The sequence below is a fragment of the Pseudomonas sp. MPB03 genome (assembly GCF_046605385.1).
GTDB classification, from domain to species: Bacteria; Pseudomonadota; Gammaproteobacteria; order Pseudomonadales; family Pseudomonadaceae; genus Aquipseudomonas; species Aquipseudomonas zanjanensis.
Genome location: NZ_CP176770.1, coordinates 4,961,675 through 4,979,172 on the forward strand (window position 1 = coordinate 4,961,675; position 17,498 = coordinate 4,979,172).

13 protein-coding genes are annotated in these 17,498 nt (G+C 59.8%); 1 reads left to right on the plus strand and 12 read right to left on the minus strand.

Going from position 1 to position 17,498, the window contains the following annotated elements; genetic code table 11:
- Positions 1 to 225: 225 nt before the first annotated feature.
- The 10 genes from brnQ to sdhC all read right to left on the minus strand — a co-directional run bounded on the left by brnQ (position 226) and on the right by sdhC (position 13,437).
- The gene (gene brnQ, locus ACLH0I_RS21410; RefSeq protein WP_053123957.1) at positions 226 to 1,539 is read right to left on the minus strand and encodes a branched-chain amino acid transport system II carrier protein; all 1,314 of its coding nucleotides are present in this window, start codon (positions 1,537 to 1,539) and stop codon (positions 226 to 228) included.
- 512 nt (positions 1,540 to 2,051) lie between these two features.
- Positions 2,052 to 2,936 carry a succinate--CoA ligase subunit alpha gene (sucD, locus tag ACLH0I_RS21415; protein WP_014339581.1) on the minus strand — a complete coding sequence of 295 codons (885 nt, stop codon included), beginning with the start codon at positions 2,934 to 2,936 and terminating at the stop codon, positions 2,052 to 2,054.
- On the minus strand, positions 2,936 to 4,102 hold the full coding sequence (gene sucC, locus ACLH0I_RS21420; protein WP_003179235.1) for an ADP-forming succinate--CoA ligase subunit beta: 1,167 nt from the start codon (positions 4,100 to 4,102) through the stop codon (positions 2,936 to 2,938). Before sucC ends, sucD begins: the two co-directional genes overlap by 1 nt.
- Before the next feature lie 196 nt (positions 4,103 to 4,298).
- Positions 4,299 to 5,735 (minus strand): dihydrolipoyl dehydrogenase, encoded by a 1,437-nt coding sequence (gene lpdA / locus ACLH0I_RS21425; protein ID WP_186708138.1) that lies wholly within the window; start codon positions 5,733 to 5,735, stop codon positions 4,299 to 4,301.
- Positions 5,736 to 5,846: 111 nt separating this feature from the next.
- Positions 5,847 to 7,070 (minus strand): 2-oxoglutarate dehydrogenase complex dihydrolipoyllysine-residue succinyltransferase, encoded by a 1,224-nt coding sequence (gene odhB, locus ACLH0I_RS21430; RefSeq protein ID WP_030138331.1) that lies wholly within the window; start codon positions 7,068 to 7,070, stop codon positions 5,847 to 5,849.
- Between the two features lie 44 nt (positions 7,071 to 7,114).
- Positions 7,115 to 9,946 carry a 2-oxoglutarate dehydrogenase E1 component gene (locus tag ACLH0I_RS21435; protein ID WP_411385324.1) on the minus strand — a complete coding sequence of 944 codons (2,832 nt, stop codon included), beginning with the start codon at positions 9,944 to 9,946 and terminating at the stop codon, positions 7,115 to 7,117.
- Between the two features lie 262 nt (positions 9,947 to 10,208).
- Positions 10,209 to 10,913: a succinate dehydrogenase iron-sulfur subunit gene (locus ACLH0I_RS21440; protein WP_207964740.1), complete on the minus strand. Its 705-nt coding sequence runs from the start codon at positions 10,911 to 10,913 to the stop codon at positions 10,209 to 10,211.
- Between the two features lie 11 nt (positions 10,914 to 10,924).
- Positions 10,925 to 12,697, minus strand: coding sequence for a succinate dehydrogenase flavoprotein subunit (gene sdhA, locus ACLH0I_RS21445; protein ID WP_053123969.1), 1,773 nt, complete (start codon positions 12,695 to 12,697; stop codon positions 10,925 to 10,927).
- Between the two features lie 3 nt (positions 12,698 to 12,700).
- Positions 12,701 to 13,069 (minus strand): succinate dehydrogenase, hydrophobic membrane anchor protein, encoded by a 369-nt coding sequence (gene sdhD, locus ACLH0I_RS21450; RefSeq protein WP_030138327.1) that lies wholly within the window; start codon positions 13,067 to 13,069, stop codon positions 12,701 to 12,703.
- The gene (sdhC, locus tag ACLH0I_RS21455) at positions 13,063 to 13,437 is read right to left on the minus strand and encodes a succinate dehydrogenase, cytochrome b556 subunit (RefSeq protein WP_003179220.1); all 375 of its coding nucleotides are present in this window, start codon (positions 13,435 to 13,437) and stop codon (positions 13,063 to 13,065) included. The genes sdhD and sdhC overlap by 7 nt, the downstream gene beginning before the upstream one ends.
- Before the next feature lie 365 nt (positions 13,438 to 13,802).
- On the opposite strand from sdhC, the gene gltA reads away from it, so the two are divergent.
- Entirely contained in the window at positions 13,803 to 15,092 is a 1,290-nt protein-coding gene (gene gltA, locus ACLH0I_RS21460; RefSeq protein WP_003204440.1) for a citrate synthase, read from the plus strand.
- 288 nt (positions 15,093 to 15,380) lie between these two features.
- Here the strand turns inward: gltA and ACLH0I_RS21465 are convergent, their stop codons facing one another.
- Positions 15,381 to 17,039 carry a cation acetate symporter gene (locus ACLH0I_RS21465; RefSeq protein ID WP_411385325.1) on the minus strand — a complete coding sequence of 553 codons (1,659 nt, stop codon included), beginning with the start codon at positions 17,037 to 17,039 and terminating at the stop codon, positions 15,381 to 15,383.
- Positions 17,036 to 17,347, minus strand: coding sequence for a DUF485 domain-containing protein (locus tag ACLH0I_RS21470; protein WP_072406462.1), 312 nt, complete (start codon positions 17,345 to 17,347; stop codon positions 17,036 to 17,038). The genes ACLH0I_RS21465 and ACLH0I_RS21470 overlap by 4 nt, the downstream gene beginning before the upstream one ends.
- Positions 17,348 to 17,498 lie beyond the last annotated feature (151 nt).

Below are 17,498 nucleotides of genomic sequence, written 5' to 3' on the forward strand. Positions count from 1 at the left end.
CCTGTGGGAGCGAGCTTGCTCGCGATAGCAGTTTATCAGCCACCTCATCGCTGACTGATCCGACGCTATCGCGAGCAAGCTCGCTCCCACAGGGTTCTGTGCAGGTTTTTCAAGACACTGCTTCGACGTTAGTCCACGAAAAAAGACACCACACTCAAAAAAAATGCCCCGTATCGATTGATACGGGGCATTTCGGTTCTTGCCGGTGGATCTGCCTGTTGTCGCTTACGCCAACGCTTCGCTGCGCTTGCCCAGCAGGCGATCACACACCACCGCGACCGCCAGGGTCATCACCGAAGGCACCAGCCAGGCCAGGCCTTGCTCGCTCAGCGGCAAGTGAGCCAGTTGCGTCGGCATCCAGTCCGCCAGCCCCGCGCCCTTGAGCGCATCGATCAAGCCAAACAGGAACGACACCAGCATCACCGGGCCAACGATGCGCCCCTGCTCGTGCCAGAAATCCTTGCAGAAACTCAGGGCCACCAGGGCGATGCACGGTGGGTAGATCGCGGTGAGGACAGGAATCGAGAACGCGATCAGCTTGGTCAGGCCCAGGTTGGACACCAACAGCGAAAAGGCCGCCAGGATCACCACCAAGGTCTTGTAGGACAGCGGCAACACCCGGCTGAAGTACTCGGCGCAGGCGCAGGTCAAGCCGACCGCGGTCACCAGGCATGCAAGGGAGATCAGCACCGCCAGGAAACCGCTGCCCAGGCTGCCGAAGGTGTGTTGCACATAGGCGTGCAGCACGGCGGCGCCGTTGGTTGCGCCCGCGGCCACTTCATGGCTGCCCGAACCCAGGCGGAACAGGCTGACGTAGACCAGCGCCAGGCCCACCCCGGCAATCAACCCGGCGATGATCGCGTAGCGGGTGATCAGGGCCGGCGACTCGACGCCCCGGGAGCGGATCGCATTGACGATGACAATGCCGAACACTAAGGCGCCCAGGGTATCCATGGTCAGGTAGCCATTGATGAAGCCTTGGGAAAACGGCGCCGCCACATATTCGGGCGTGGCCACGCCGATATCGCCGGCCGGCAAGGCAAACGCAGCGATGCCGAGCACGGCCAGGGCGATGATCTTCAGGGGAGCAAGGAAGCGTCCGACGGTGTCCAGCAGGCGGCCCGGGTAGAGCGAGATGAAAAACACCAGCAGGAAATACACCGCGCTGTAGAGGAACAGCGCCAGCGGGCTTTCGCCAGTCAGAGGCGCCAAGCCGACTTCGAACGAAACGGTGGCGGTACGTGGCGTGGCGAACAGCGGGCCGACTGCCAGGTAGCACACCGCCGCCAGCAACCCACCGGCGATTTTACCGATGGGGCTGCTCAGGGCATCCATCGCGCCACCGACCTTGGCCAACGCAACGACCGTGATGACCGGCAGCCCGACCGCGGTGATCAAGAAGCCCAGCGCCGCCATCCAGACATGGGGCCCGGACTGCAAACCGACGATAGGCGGGAAGATGATGTTGCCAGCCCCGACGAACAGGGCAAATGTCATGAAACCAAGCGCCAGGATGTCCTGGCCTTTCAACACTTTCATTAAGGAAACCACACTACTGAATCGGAATTTAGAGAGGGATTTCCCCGAGGGTAGAGGGAAATGCTGCCGATCCGTATGGGACCGACCCGTTTAGCGCGGCGCTTCCTTTTGGGCAGCGATCGCAAAAATGGCTGCTAGCCTAACGAATTTGGCGATAAAACGCACTGTAAAGGGGCAAACTATCCGATGCACGACGCTCCCGTGTCGCGTTTTTGCATCTAAATGGTTGACGACTGTAATTCCGTCATCGCGAGCAAGCTCGCTCCCACAATGCAATGCGCTCAGGCCTTTGTGGCGAGGGAGCTTGCTCCCGCTGGGCTGCGCAGCAGCCCCAATACAGGCAAACCGGATCTATTCAGGTAAAACGGCGCAGCCTGGTTTACGACTGCTTCGCAGCCGAGCGGGAGCAAGCTCCCTCGCCACAAAGGCAGGTCAGCAGTTCCCAAGGCCAGAAACGACAAAGGCCACCCGGAGGTGGCCTTTGTTGCTGGAACGAAAAGGTCAGCCGAAGCTTACTTCTTCATTTCCCAGCCAGTCAGCTCGGCCAGGGCCTTGCCGATGTCTGCCAGCGAACGCACGGTTTTTACGCCTGCGTCTTGCAGCGCAGCGAACTTCTCGTCTGCAGTGCCTTTGCCGCCAGAGATGATTGCGCCAGCATGGCCCATGCGCTTGCCCGGAGGAGCAGTCACACCAGCAATGTAGGAAACAACCGGCTTGGTCACGTTGGCCTTGATGTAGGCAGCCGCTTCTTCTTCAGCCGAACCGCCGATCTCACCGATCATGACGATCGCTTCGGTCTTTGGGTCTTCCTGGAACAGCTTCAGGATGTCGATGAAGTTCGAGCCTGGGATCGGGTCACCGCCGATGCCGACGCAAGTCGACTGACCGAAACCGGCGTCAGTGGTCTGCTTGACGGCTTCGTAGGTCAGGGTGCCGGAACGGGACACGATACCGACCTTGCCTGGCAAGTGAATGTGACCTGGCATGATGCCGATCTTGCATTCGCCTGGAGTGATCACGCCTGGGCAGTTAGGGCCGATCAGGGTGATACCCAGCTCGTCGCACTTGACCTTGGCTTCCAGCATGTCGATGGTCGGGATGCCTTCGGTGATGCAGACGATCAGCTTGATGCCACCGAACGCTGCTTCAAGGATGGAGTCCTTGCAGAAAGGTGCTGGAACGTAGATCACGCTGGCGGTGGCGCCAGTGGCGGCTACAGCGTCTTTCACGGTGTTGAACACGGGCAGGCCCAGGTGCTCGGTGCCGCCTTTGCCCGGAGTTACGCCGCCAACCATCTTGGTGCCGTATTCCAGGGCTTGCTGGGTGTGGAAACTACCTTGCGAACCGGTAATGCCCTGGCAGATAACCTTGGTGTCTTTGTTGATCAGGACGCTCATTATTTGCCCTCCGCAGCTTTAACGACTTGTTGAGCAGCGTCGGTCAGGCTGGTAGCAGCGATGATGTTCAAACCGCTTTCTGCCAGTACTTTAGCGCCCAGCTCAGCGTTGTTGCCTTCAAGGCGAACAACAACCGGGATTTTCACGCCGACTTCTTTCACGGCGCCGATGATGCCTTCGGCAATCATGTCGCAGCGAACGATGCCGCCGAAGATGTTGACCAGTACTGCAGCGACGTTGGTGTCGGACAGGATGATCTTGAACGCTTCGGTAACACGTTCCTTGGTAGCACCGCCGCCCACGTCGAGGAAGTTGGCTGGCTTGCCGCCATGCAGGTTGACGATGTCCATGGTACCCATGGCCAGGCCGGCACCGTTGACCATGCAGCCGATGTTGCCTTCCAGGGCTACGTAGTTCAGTTCGAACTTGGCAGCGTGCGCTTCGCGCGGATCGTCTTGCGACGGATCGTGGAAAGTCTTCAGCTTAGGCTGACGGTACATGGCGTTGGCGTCGATGTTGATCTTGGCATCGAGGCAGTGCAGGTCGCCGTCGGCCTTGATCACCAGCGGGTTCACTTCCAGCAGGGCCAGGTCGTGGTCCTGGAACAGCTTGGCCAGGCCTACGAAGATCTTGGCGAACTGAGTGACCTGCTTGCCTTCCAGACCCAGCTGGAATGCCAGCTCGCGACCCTGGAATGGCTGTGCGCCAACCAGTGGATCGATGGTGGCCTTGAGGATTTTCTCAGGGGTATCGTGAGCGATTTTCTCGATGTCCACGCCACCTTCGGTGGAAGCCATGAACACGATGCGGCGGCTCGAACGGTCAACGACAGCGCCCAGGTACAGCTCTTTAGCGATATCAGTGCACGATTCAACCAGGATCTTGGTGACTGGCTGGCCGTTGGCGTCAGTCTGGTAAGTCACCAGACGCTTGCCCAGCCACTGCTGTGCGAAGGCTTTGGCGTCTTCTTTGCTGCGAACCAGCTTGACGCCGCCCGCTTTACCGCGACCACCGGCGTGAACCTGGGCTTTGACAACCCATTCGCTGCCGCCGATTTTGTCGCAAGCTTCTGCTGCCGCTTCCGGGGTGTCTACCGCGTAGCCGGTGGATACTGGCAGGCCGTACTCAGCGAACAGCTGCTTACCCTGATACTCGTGAAGATTCATGCTTATTACCGTCTTCGTTAGGTACTGCGCATTCGGTGCTGCACCGTTGTGGTGCCGCACCACCTGTGACTGCTGCTTGCGTAGCGTTCCGGTGAACCGGTGTCGCTACGCAAGGCTGCGTCCAGCGGATATTCCGCGGTGAGTCTTGCTCGCAAGGCTCACGACGGGCCATACCGCCGTGGTTTCTTATTGTCTATTAACGCTTCTTGCGGTTGGCCACGTGGATGGCGCCGCCATTTACGGCCAGGGCCGCTTCGTGCAAGGCTTCGGACAGGGTCGGATGGGAGAAGACCATCATGCCCAGATCCTCAGCGCTGGTGCCGAATTCCATACCGATCGCGCCTTGCTGTACCAGCTCGGCAGCGCTTGGGCCAATGACGTGAACGCCCAATACGCGATCCGTCTTGGCGTCGGCGATGACTTTCACGAAACCACCGGTATCGTTGGCTGCCATGGCACGGCCACTGGCGGCGAACGGGAAGGTGCCGACGTTAACTTCAACGCCTTCGGCTTTCAAGGCCTGCTCGGTCTTGCCAACCCATGCGATTTCCGGGTGGGTGTAGATAACCGATGGGATCAGGTCGTAGTTCATCTGGGCTTTGTGGCCCTTGATGCGCTCGACAACCATGATGCCTTCTTCGGATGCCTTGTGGGCCAGCATCATGCCGCGAACCACGTCACCGATGGCGAACACGCCCGGTACGGCGGTAGCGCAATGGTCATCGACCGCGATGAAGCCGCGCTCGTCGATTTCCACGCCGCTGTCGGCAGCCAGCAGGTCGGTGGTCACCGGACGACGGCCGACCGCAACGATCAGTTTGTCGAAGGTGATGGTCTGTTCGCCCTTGGCGTCGGTGTAGGTCACCACGACTTCTTCGCCGTTGACCTTCGAACCGGTCACGCGAGCGCCCAGCTTGATGTCCAGGCCCTGTTTGGTCAGGGTTTTCAGCGCTTCCTTGGATACCGCGGTGTCAGCGGCCATCAGGAAGGTGTCGAGGGCTTCGAGCACGGTCACTTCAGCGCCCAGGCGCGACCATACCGAACCCAGTTCGAGGCCGATCACGCCAGCGCCGATCACACCCAGGCGCTTTGGCACAGTCTGGAATTCCAGGGCGCCGGTGGAGTCGACGATCACATTCTGGTCGACCGGAGCCGGTGGAATGTCGATTGGACGCGAGCCGGGTGCCAGGATGACGTTTTCGGCTTCGATCACTTCAACCGAGCCGTCTGGCTTGGTCACTTCGACTTTCTTGCCCAGCAGCAGCTTGCCGTGGCCTTCGATGGAGGTCACGCCGTTGGCCTTGAACAGGGTGGCGACACCGCTGGTCAGGTTCTTGACGATGCCGGCCTTGCGGCCAACCATCGCGGCGACGTCCATCTTCACTTCACCGGTAGAGATACCGTGAACGTTGAAGCTTTCTTTCGCTTCCTTGTATTTCCAGGAGCTGTCCAGCAGCGCCTTGGACGGAATGCAACCGACGTTCAGGCAAGTACCGCCCAAGGCCTGTTTGCCTTCCTTGTCGGTGTATTTCTCGATGCAGGCAGTGGAGAGGCCCAGTTGCGCAGCCTTGATGGCCGCTACGTAGCCGCCAGGGCCCGCACCAATCACTACCACGTCGAATTTCTGAGTCATGAGTCATTCCTTTTCGAATCAAACCGGACGATCACTTGGGGTGACCGTCGAGGGACGAAACCGGTTGTTTCAGCAAGAGGCCGGTCGACAGACCGGCCCTCGCGGCGAAAATCAGATATCCAGCAGCAGACGAGCCGGATCTTCAAGCAGGTTCTTGATGGTGACCAGGAACGTCACGGCTTCTTTGCCGTCGATCAGGCGGTGATCGTAGGACAGAGCCAGGTACATCATCGGACGAATCACGACCTGACCGTTGATCGCCATCGGACGCTGCAGGATGTTGTGCATGCCCAGGATAGCCGCTTGCGGCGGGTTGACGATCGGGGTCGACATCATCGAACCGAATGTACCACCGTTGGTGATGGTGAACGTACCGCCGGTCATCTCTTCGATGGACAGCTTGCCGTCACGGGCTTTCTTGCCGAAGGTGGCGATGCCGCCTTCGATTTCGGCCAGGCTCATCAGTTCGGCGTTGCGCAGTACCGGAACCACCAGGCCACGGTCGCTGGAGACCGCGACACCGATGTCGGCGTAGCCGTGGTAGACGATGTCGGAACCGTCGATCGAGGCGTTGACGGCAGGGAAGCGTTTCAGCGCTTCGGTGGCAGCCTTGACGAAGAACGACATGAAGCCCAGGCGTACGCCGTTGTGGGACTTCTCGAACAGATCCTTGTACTTCGAACGCAGCGCCATGACTTCGGTCATGTCGACTTCGTTGAAGGTGGTCAGCATCGCCATGTTCGACTGGGCTTCAACCAGACGCTCGGCAACCTTGGCACGCAGGCGGGTCATCGGAACGCGTTTTTCAACGCGGTCACCGGCAGCGAACACTGGCGCGGAAGCGGCAGGCGCGGCTGGCTTGGCCGGTGCGGCGGCTGGCGCGGCTTTCTTGGCGGCAACAGCAGCCACCACGTCTTCCTTGGTCACACGACCGCCCTTGCCGGTGCCGGCAACGGAGGCGATGTTGATGCCGTTCTCTTCAGCCAGCTTGCGAGCAGCCGGAGCGGCGACTGGATCGTCTTCGCCCGAAGCAGCAGGCGCAGCGGCCTGAGCGGCAGCCGGTGCAGCAGCGGCGGCTGGAGCGGCGGCAGCAGCGCCGCCCTCTTCGATCGAGCCCAGGACCTGGTTCGACAGAACGGTAGCGCCCTCTTCGGCAACGATTGCGCCCAGCACGCCGTCAGCTTCGGCCAATACTTCCAGCACGACCTTGTCGGTCTCGATGTCGACGATCAGGTCGTCACGCTTGACGGCCTCGCCTGGTTTCTTGTGCCAGGTGGCAACGGTGCCATCGGCAACCGATTCCGGGAATGACGGGGCTTTGATTTCGATAGCCATTATCTGTGGGTCCTTAAAATTCGGTTTCAGTCAGCGCGAAGGCGTTAAACAGTGAAGGCATCTTGCAGCAGTTTTTCCTGCTGCTCGGCGTGCATCGACGCATAACCACACGCAGGTGCAGCGGAAGCATCACGGCCGGCATATTCCAGGCCCAGGGCCTTGTTATGGTTGCCGATGCTGCGACGCAGGTGATGCTGGCTGCTGTACCACGCGCCTTGGTTCATCGGTTCTTCCTGGCACCACACCACATGGGTGAGGTTGGTGTAAGGCGCGATGGCCTCCATCAGGTCTTCTTCCGGGAACGGGTAAAGCTGCTCGATACGCACGATGGCGATGTCTTCGCGGCCTTCGGCACGACGTTTTTCCAGCAGGTCGTAGTAGACCTTGCCGCTGCACAGGACCAGGCGAGTCACTTTCGCCGCGTCCAGGGTGTCGATTTCCGAAATGACCGTCTGGAACGAGCCTTCGGCCAGGTCCTCGAGCGTGGAAATCGCCAGCTTGTGACGCAGCAGGGACTTCGGTGTCAGCACGATCAGCGGCTTGCGCAGCGGACGGATGACCTGGCGACGCAGCAGGTGGTAGATCTGCGCTGGAGTCGTCGGTACGCAAACCTGGACGTTGTGCTCGGCGCACAGCTGCAGGTAGCGTTCCAGACGTGCCGACGAGTGCTCCGGCCCCTGCCCTTCATAACCGTGTGGCAACAGCATGGTCAGACCGCAGAGACGGCCCCACTTGTGCTCGCCGCTGGTGATGAACTGGTCGACAACCACCTGGGCACCGTTGGCGAAGTCGCCGAACTGCGCTTCCCAGATCACCAGGGCATTTGGCTCGGTGGTGGAATAGCCATATTCGAACGCCAGGACGGCTTCCTCGGACAGCAGCGAATCGTACAGGTCGAAACGTGGCTGGCCCTTGTACAGGTGTTGCAACGGGATATAGGTGCTGGCGTCTTTCTGGTTGTGCAGCGCCGCGTGGCGGTGCGAGAAAGTGCCGCGGCCTACGTCCTGGCCGGTGATGCGAATCGGGTGACCTTCGAACGCCAGGGTCGCGTACGCCATGGTTTCGGCGTAACCCCAGTTGATCGGCAGGCCACCGGCTTGCATCTTCTGCCGGTCTTCGTAGATTTTCGCAACCTGGCGCTGGACCACGAAGCCTTCCGGGATGTCCAGCAGCTTGGCGGACAATTCCTGCAGGGTCTTGAGGTCGAAACGCGTGTCGTGACGAGCGGTCCAGGCGTGGCCCAGATACGGACGCCAGTCCACGAACAGCTCTTTGTTCGGCTCCTTGACCAGGCTTTTTACAACGTGCAGGCCGTTGTCCAGGGCGTTGCGATATTCATCGACTTTTTCCTGGACGCGGCCGGCATCCAGCACGCCGCTCTGGGTCAGGCGCTCGGCATACAGCTCACGGGTGGTGCGCTGCTTGGCGATCTGCTGGTACATCAGCGGCTGGGTGCCGCTTGGCTCGTCGGCCTCGTTGTGGCCGCGACGACGGTAGCAGACCAGGTCGATCACCACGTCACGCTTGTACTGCATGCGATAGTCGATGGCCAACTGGGTCACGAACAGCACGGCTTCCGGGTCATCGCCATTCACATGGAGAATCGGCGCCTGGATCATTTTCGCGACGTCGGTTGCGTACTCGGTGGAACGCGAGTCCAGCGGGTTGCTGATGGTGAAACCGACCTGGTTGTTGATCACGATGTGCACGGTGCCGCCGGTCTTGAAACCGCGGGTCTGCGACATCTGGAAGGTTTCCATGACAACGCCTTGACCGGCGAATGCCGCGTCACCGTGGATGGAGATCGGCAGCACCTTCTCGCCGGTCGGATCGTTGCGACGATCCTGGCGGGCACGGACCGATCCCTCGACCACCGGGGAAACGATTTCCAGGTGGGACGGGTTGAAAGCCATGGCCAGGTGGACTTCGCCACCGGTGGTCATCACGTTGGACGAGAAGCCCTGGTGGTATTTCACGTCACCGGAGCCCAGCTCGACCTTCTTCTTGCCTTCGAACTCGTCGAACAGCTCGCGCGGGTTCTTGCCGAAGGTGTTGACCAGAACGTTCAGGCGGCCACGGTGGGCCATGCCGATGACGACTTCCTTGGTGCCGTAGGAACCGGAACGCTGGATCAGCTCGTCGAGCATCGGAATCAGGCTTTCGCCGCCTTCCAGGCCGAAACGCTTGGTGCCCGGGTATTTGGTACCCAGGTATTTTTCCAGGCCTTCACCGGCGGTGACGCGCTCGAGCAAGTGGCTCTTGATGTCGGCGGAGTACGTCGGACGGCCACGAACGCTTTCCAGACGCTGCTGGAACCACTGGCGCTGCTCGGAATCGGTGATGTGCGTAAATTCAGCGCCGATGGTGCGGCAATATGTCTGCTGCAACGCTTCGTGAATTTCGCGTAGGCTCGCTTCCTCTTTGCCGATGAACAGGTCGCCGGCACGGAAGGTCGTATCAAGGTCGGCATTGGTCAAGCCGTAGTGAGTGATCGACAGGTCTGCAGGTGCAGGACGCTGCCACAGCCCCAGCGGGTCAAGCTGGGCTGCCTGGTGGCCACGCATCCGGTAGGCCTGGATCAGTCGCAGCACTTCAACTTGCTTCTTCTCGTGCTCGGAGCTCACGCTGCCGGCAGACACCGGTTGAGCGCGGCGCTGGTTCTTTGCCAGCAGCACGAAATGATCGCGAATCGTCGAGTGCGAAACATCGGTGGCAGAGTTACCGTCAGCGGGCAACTTCTGAAAGTAGGTGCGCCATTCTTCTGGCACAGCGTTAGGGTCGTGCAGGTAGAGCTCGTAGAGCTCTTCCACATAGGCAGCGTTACCACCGGAGAGGTGGGCACTGTTCCACATGCGCTGCATCACGCTTTCTTGCATGCTTGGTCACCCTCGATTAGGGGAACACCACCGGCGAAAACACCGAGCAAACTTGCAGAAGTCCGAGTGCAGCGACTAAAACAAGCCACTTAGGATCACGCTGATAGTCCGGGTACCAGCCCGGATGCCCCTGCTTGTCTCATTTCTTCAAAATAAGAACCGCCGCTTTGTAAGCGGCTGTTCTGGTTATAGCCATGACGCGGGTTGAAGCCCGCGCCCTGGCCTTTACGGGTACAGCGGTTCTACGGGTACAGCAGCTGAATCACACGCCGTTTTGCAGCAGCATGTTACGTACGTGACCGATGGCCTTAGTCGGGTTCAGGCCTTTCGGACAGACGTTGACGCAGTTCATGATCCCGCGGCAGCGGAATACGCTGAACGGGTCATCCAGTGCAGCCAGACGCTCGGACGTCTTGGTGTCACGGCTGTCTGCCAGGAAGCGGTACGCTTGCAGCAGGGCGGCCGGGCCCAGGAACTTGTCCGGGTTCCACCAGAACGATGGGCATGAGGTCGAGCAGCAAGCGCACAGGATGCACTCGTACAGACCGTCGAGCTTCTCACGCTCTTCCGGAGACTGCAGACGTTCGATGGCCGGAGCCGGCGTGTCGTTCTGCAGGAATGGCTTCACCTTCTCGTATTGCTTGTAGAAGATGCTCATATCGACGACCAGGTCACGGATAACCGGCAAACCTGGCAACGGACGCACCACCAGCTTGTTGCCCTTGACCACGGCCGACAACGGCGTGATGCAGGCCAGGCCGTTCTTGCCGTTGATGTTCATGCCGTCGGAGCCGCAAACGCCCTCGCGGCAAGAGCGACGATAGGAGAAACCCTCGTCCTGCTCTTTGATCAGGGCCAGCACGTCCAGCACCATCAGGTCTTTACCACCGGTGTCGACCTGGAAGTCCTGCATGAACGGCGCAGCGTCCTGATCAGGGTTGTAGCGATAAACACTGACTTGCAACATAGCGGTCACCCTTAATAAGTCCGGACTTTTGGTTCGAAAGTCGGAACAGTCTTCGGCGAGAAGTTCACGGCACGCTTGGCGACGCGTTTTTCACCCGGGAAGTACAAGGTGTGGCACAGCCAGTTTTCGTCGTCACGGTCTTCGAAGTCTTCGCGGGCGTGGGCGCCACGGGACTCTTTACGCACTTCTGCGGCGATGGCGGTGGCTTCGGCCACTTCCAGCAGGTTCTGCAATTCCAGCGCTTCGATACGGGCAGTGTTGAACGCCTGCGACTTATCGTTGATCTTCACGTTGGCGATTCGTTCACGCAATTGCGCCAGCTGGGCGATACCCTTCTGCATGTATTCGCCGGTACGGAACACGCCGAAGTAGTTCTGCATGCAGTTTTGCAACTCGCGACGCAGGGTTGCCACGTCTTCGCCTTCGGTACGCTCGTTCAGAGCGGACAGACGCGCCAGGGCGGCTTCGATGTTGGCGTCGGTGGCATCGTCATACTCGATACCGTCGGACAGCGCCTTCTCCAGGTGCAGGCCGGCAGCACGACCGAAGACCACCAGGTCGAGCAGCGAGTTGCCGCCCAGGCGGTTGGCACCGTGGACCGATACGCAAGCCACTTCACCCACTGCGAACAGGCCAGGGATGATTTCGTCCACGCCTTCGCCGTTCTGGGTGATCGCCTGGCCGTGGATGTTGGTGGCAACGCCGCCCATCATATAGTGGCAGGTTGGAACCACTGGAACCGGCGCGACGACCGGATCGACGTGAGCGAAGGTCTTGGACAGTTCGCAGATCCCTGGCAGGCGGCTGTGCAGCACTTCCTCGCCCAGGTGATCGAGCTTGAGCATCACGTGGTCGCCGTTCGGGCCACAGCCGTTGCCGGCGATGATCTCTTTAACCATCGAACGAGCCACGACGTCACGACCGGCAAGGTCCTTGGCGTTCGGCGCATAACGTTCCATGAAACGCTCGCCGTGCTTGTTGATCAGGTAACCACCTTCACCACGGCAACCTTCGGTCACCAGTACACCGGCGCCGGCGATGCCGGTCGGGTGGAACTGCCACATTTCGATGTCTTGTACCGGCACGCCAGCACGCAGGGCCATGCCGACGCCGTCACCGGTGTTGATCAGGGCATTGGTGGTGGATGCGTAGATACGGCCTGCACCGCCGGTCGCCAGTACGGTGGCCTTGGCGCGGATGTAGGTGGTTTCGCCGGTTTCGATGCAGATCGCGATCACACCGACGAAGGCGCCGTCCTGGTTCTTCACCAGGTCGACCGCGTAGTACTCGTTCAGGAACGTAGTACCGGCCTTCAGGTTGCCCTGGTACAGGGTGTGCAGCAGTGCGTGACCGGTACGGTCGGACGCCGCGCAAGTACGCGCAGCCTGGCCGCCCTTGCCGTAGTCCTTGGACTGCCCGCCGAACGGACGCTGGTAGATACGACCTTGCTCGGTACGGGAGAACGGCATGCCCATGTGGTCCAGCTCGAACACCGCGGCCGGGCCTTCCTGACACATGTATTCGATAGCGTCCTGGTCACCGATGTAGTCGGAACCCTTGACGGTATCGTACATGTGCCAGCGCCAGTCATCGTTCGGGTCGGCCGAAGCGATGGCGCAGGTGATGCCACCCTGGGCGGAAACGGTGTGCGAGCGCGTCGGGAAAACCTTGGTGATCACGGCAGTCTTGTGACCGCCCTGTGCCAGTTGCAGCGCCGCGCGCATGCCGGCACCGCCACCACCAATGATGATGGCGTCGAAAGAAATCGTTGGAATGTTAGCCATGAATCAGATACCCCAGAGAATCTGCACACCCCAGACGAAGTAAGCGAACATCGCAACGCCGCATACTGCCTGGAAGAGGAAACGTACGGCAGTCGCCGACTTGCCGAACGCCATTTGCGTCAGGTAGTCGGTCGCGATGGTCCACATGCCGACCCAGGCGTGGGCGCCCAGTGCGACAAGTGCCAGCAGACTGAAGATACGCATCCAGTTGTTTGCGAACAGTTCATGCCATTGGGCATAGCCAATGCCAGGGTTTGCCACGACATATCCGATCAGGAAAATGAAGTAAGCCGCGAGAACGACCGCAGACACACGCTGGGCCATCCAGTCGTAGAGGCCCGAACGCGAAAGGTTCGTGACGTTGGTTACCATATCCAGACTCCTGCCAGAACGATCAGCACCGCAGACACGGCGATAATGATTTTCGAGCCCAGCTTGCCGCCTTCCAGCGTCTCACCGATGCCCATGTCCATGATCAAGTGGCGCACACCGGCAACCAAGTGATACAGCAAGGCGGACAGGATGCCCCAAATCACTAGCTTGGCTAGCGGACTGGTCAGACACGCTTTCACCTGACCGAAGCCTTCTTCCGAATCGAGCGACTTGTCCAATGCATAAAGCATGATGGCCAGGCTGACGAAGAGGATGACACCGGAAATACGGTGAAGAATGGACGTGTAAGCAGTGACTGGGAGTTTGATGGTCCTTAGGTCTAGGTTTACAGGTCGTTGGCTTTTCACGGCTTTTTTTTCACACTGAAGAGCCCCTAACAATCAGGGCAAAGTTGTTGGGGCGCGCACTGGTCAGGTACTCACCACCCAGGGAGTGACGACCCCCAAGAAAGCAGGCCCAAAAGCCCCTGGCGGTCGGTGGCCGAGTATAGACAGTTAGGCTACTAATGACAACGCGTTCACCTTCCCCTAATAGCGCATTGCACATATGGCGCAAAAGGCGTAAACGGCAGGCAATTTCGCGGAAAAAGTCCGGTTAAAGCCTTCTGGAGCAAGACTTTAGGCAAATTGACATTCGGATTTATCTCACTATAGTGGTGCGGGCCCTGCGTGGGGGGTCTGTCTGATGATTCCAAGCATTAATAGGAGGCCACATGGCTGACAAAAAAGCGCAGTTGATCATCGAGGGCGCAGCCCCCGTCGAGCTGCCCATTTTAACCGGCACCGTTGGTCCCGATGTAATCGACGTACGGGGCCTGACGGCCACGGGCCGTTTCACCTTTGACCCAGGTTTCATGTCGACCGCCTCGTGCGAGTCGAAAATCACCTACATCGACGGCGACAACGGCATCCTGCTGCACCGCGGCTACCCGATCGAGCAACTGGCTGAGAAATCGGACTACCTGGAAACCTGCTACCTGCTGCTCAACGGCGAGCTGCCAACCGCAGAGCAAAAGGCCCAGTTCGTCAGCACGGTGAAGAACCACACCATGGTTCACGAGCAGTTGAAGACCTTCTTCAACGGTTTCCGTCGCGATGCCCACCCGATGGCCGTCATGTGCGGCGTTGTCGGCGCCCTTTCGGCCTTCTACCACGACTCCCTGGACATCAATAACCCCCAGCATCGCGAGATTTCCGCGATTCGCCTGGTGGCGAAGATGCCGACCCTGGCAGCCATGGTCTACAAGTACTCCATGGGCCAGCCCATGATGTACCCGCGCAACGACCTGACCTATGCAGAGAACTTCCTGCATATGATGTTCAACACCCCGTGCGAGATCAAACCGATCAGCCCGGTGCTCGCCAAGGCCATGGACCGGATCTTCATCCTCCATGCCGACCACGAGCAGAACGCCTCCACGTCCACCGTGCGCCTGGCCGGCTCGTCGGGCGCCAACCCGTTCGCCTGTATCGCCGCCGGTATCGCCGCGCTCTGGGGCCCTGCCCACGGCGGTGCCAACGAAGCGGTACTGACCATGCTCGATGAAATCGGCGATGTCTCGAACATCGACAAGTTCATCGCCAAGGCCAAGGACAAGAACGATCCGTTCAAGCTGATGGGCTTCGGTCACCGGGTCTACAAGAACCGCGACCCACGCGCCACGGTGATGAAGCAGACCTGCGACGAAGTGCTCAAGGAACTGGGGATCAAGAACGATCCGCAACTCGAACTGGCCATGCGCCTGGAAGAGATCGCCCTGACCGACCCGTACTTCATCGAGCGCTCGCTGTACCCGAACGTCGACTTCTACTCGGGGATCATCCTCAAGGCGATCGGCATTCCAACCAGCATGTTCACCGTGATCTTCGCCCTGGCGCGGACCGTCGGCTGGATCTCCCACTGGAAGGAAATGCTCTCCAGCCCGTACAAGATCGGCCGCCCGCGCCAGTTGTACACCGGCTACGAGTCGCGTGACATTACCCAGCTGGAAGACCGCAAGTAAGGCCTGCCTTGCGCTAGGTCCCAAGCGGCACTGAAACAGCCCCTGCTTCTTATAAAGAGCAGGGGCTGTTTTGTTTATATCTCCAAAGACTCAGTGTCTGGACCGGCGCCTTCGCGAGCAGGCTCGCTCCCACATCTGGAATCCATGCCCCCTCCCCTGTGGGAGCGAGCCTGCTCGCGAAGACATCCTCACAAACGACCACAAATATCGCCTGCAAAAAAATACCCCGGCCTCTCGACCGGGGTATTTCTTCAAACACAACGCTTCAACTTGAAGCTTGCAGTTGCCTCAGTGATTCACCGCCCCACTCGCCCCCAGACCCGTCTGCGAACGCACGAACTGCGGGAAGAACAGCGCCCGCTCGTTTGCACCTTCAACCGACTTGTCGGTGATGGAGAAGAACCAGATGCCGATAAAGGCGATGACCATCGAGAACAGCGCTGGGTATTCGTACGGGAAGATCGCCTTCTCGTGCCCCATGATCTGCACCCAGATGGTCGGACCGAGCACCATCAGGCCCACGGCACTGACCAGGCCCAGCCAGCCACCGATCATCGCGCCACGGGTGGTCAGCTTCTTCCAGTACATCGAAAGCAGCAGTACCGGGAAGTTGCAGCTCGCCGCGATGGAGAACGCCAGGCCCACCATGAATGCGATGTTCTGCTTCTCGAACAGGATGCCCAGGCCGATCGCCAGCACCGCCAGACAGATGGTGGTGATTTTCGAAACCCGAATCTCATCCTTCTCGTTGGCCTTGCCTTTCTTGATCACGCTGGCATACAGGTCGTGGGACACCGCCGAGGCACCGGCCAGGGTCAAGCCTGCTACTACCGCCAGGATGGTCGCGAACGCCACCGCCGAGATGAAGCCCAGGAAGATGCTGCCGCCAACTGCGTTGGACAGGTGCACCGCCGCCATGTTGTTACCGCCCAGCAAGGCACCTGCCGCGTCCTTGAAGGCCGGGTTGGTGCTGACCAGCAGGATCGCGCCGAAGCCGATGATGAAGGTCAGGATGTAGAAGTAGCCGATGAAGCCAGTGGCATACAGCACGCTCTTGCGCGCTTCCTTGGCGTCGCTCACGGTGAAGAAGCGCATCAGGATGTGCGGCAGGCCAGCGGTGCCGAACATCAGCGCCAGGCCGAGGGAGAAGGCCGAGATCGGATCCTTCACCAGGCCGCCAGGGCTCATGATTGCCTCACCTTTAGGGTGAACCTTGACCGCTTCGGCAAACAGCATGTTGAAGTCGAAGTTGACGTGCTTCATGACCATCAAGGCCATGAACGAAGCACCCGACAGCAACAGCACTGCCTTGATGATCTGCACCCAGGTGGTGGCCAGCATGCCGCCGAACAACACGTAGAGGCACATCAGGATACCCACCAGGATCACCGCAACGTGGTAGTCCAGGCCGAACAGCAGCTGGATCAGCTTGCCGGCACCGACCATTTGCGCGATCAGATAGAACGCCACCACCACCAGCGAGCCGCAGGCGGACAGACTGCGGATCTGGGTTTGCCCGAGGCGATAGGACGCCACGTCGGCAAAGGTGTATTTACCCAGGTTGCGCAGGCGTTCGGCGATCAGGAACAGAATGATCGGCCAGCCCACCAGGAAGCCGATGGAGTAGATCAGGCCATCGTAGCCGGAGGTGAACACCAGCGCGGAAATGCCCAGGAAGGACGCCGCCGACATGTAGTCGCCCGCGATTGCCAGGCCGTTCTGGAAGCCGGTGATCTTGCCGCCGGCCGCATAGTAGTCGGCCGCCGAATTGTTTTTCTTGGACGCCCAGTAGGTGATGTACAGCGTCGCGCCGACGAAGGCCACGAACATCAGGATAGCGGCGACGTTGAGGGGTTGTTTCTGCACGGCCCCCGCCACGGCATCAGCCGCCCAGGCGCCCGGTGCGAACGCTGCGACGCTCAATAGAGCCAGTAGACGCCGGATCATTGCTGAGCCTCCTTGAGAATCGCATTGTTCAGGTCGTCGAACTCGCCGTTGGCGCGTCGCACGTAGATACCGGTCAGGACGAAGGCCGAGAGAATCAGGCCGACCCCGATGGGAATGCCCCAGGTGATGGTGGACTCAGGCGTGATCTTTGCCCCGAGAATGTGTGGCCCGTAGGCGATCAGAAGAATGAAGCCGGAATACAGCCCAAGCATGATCGCCGAGAGAATCCAGGCGAACTTTTCCCTTTTTCTCACCAGCTCCTTGAAGCGCGGGCTGTTTTGAATCGAGAGGTAAATGCTGTCGTTCATTGTTTTTATCCTCGCAGCACAGATTTAATTGGAACAGCCCTACTCTATGCGGCTCAAGGCCAGGTTCCAGACGACCTTAGTATTAGAACGACATGACGGCTCTGCCGGTTTTCCGCACATTTTCTCAGTTCCCTTTGTGGGAGCGAGCCTG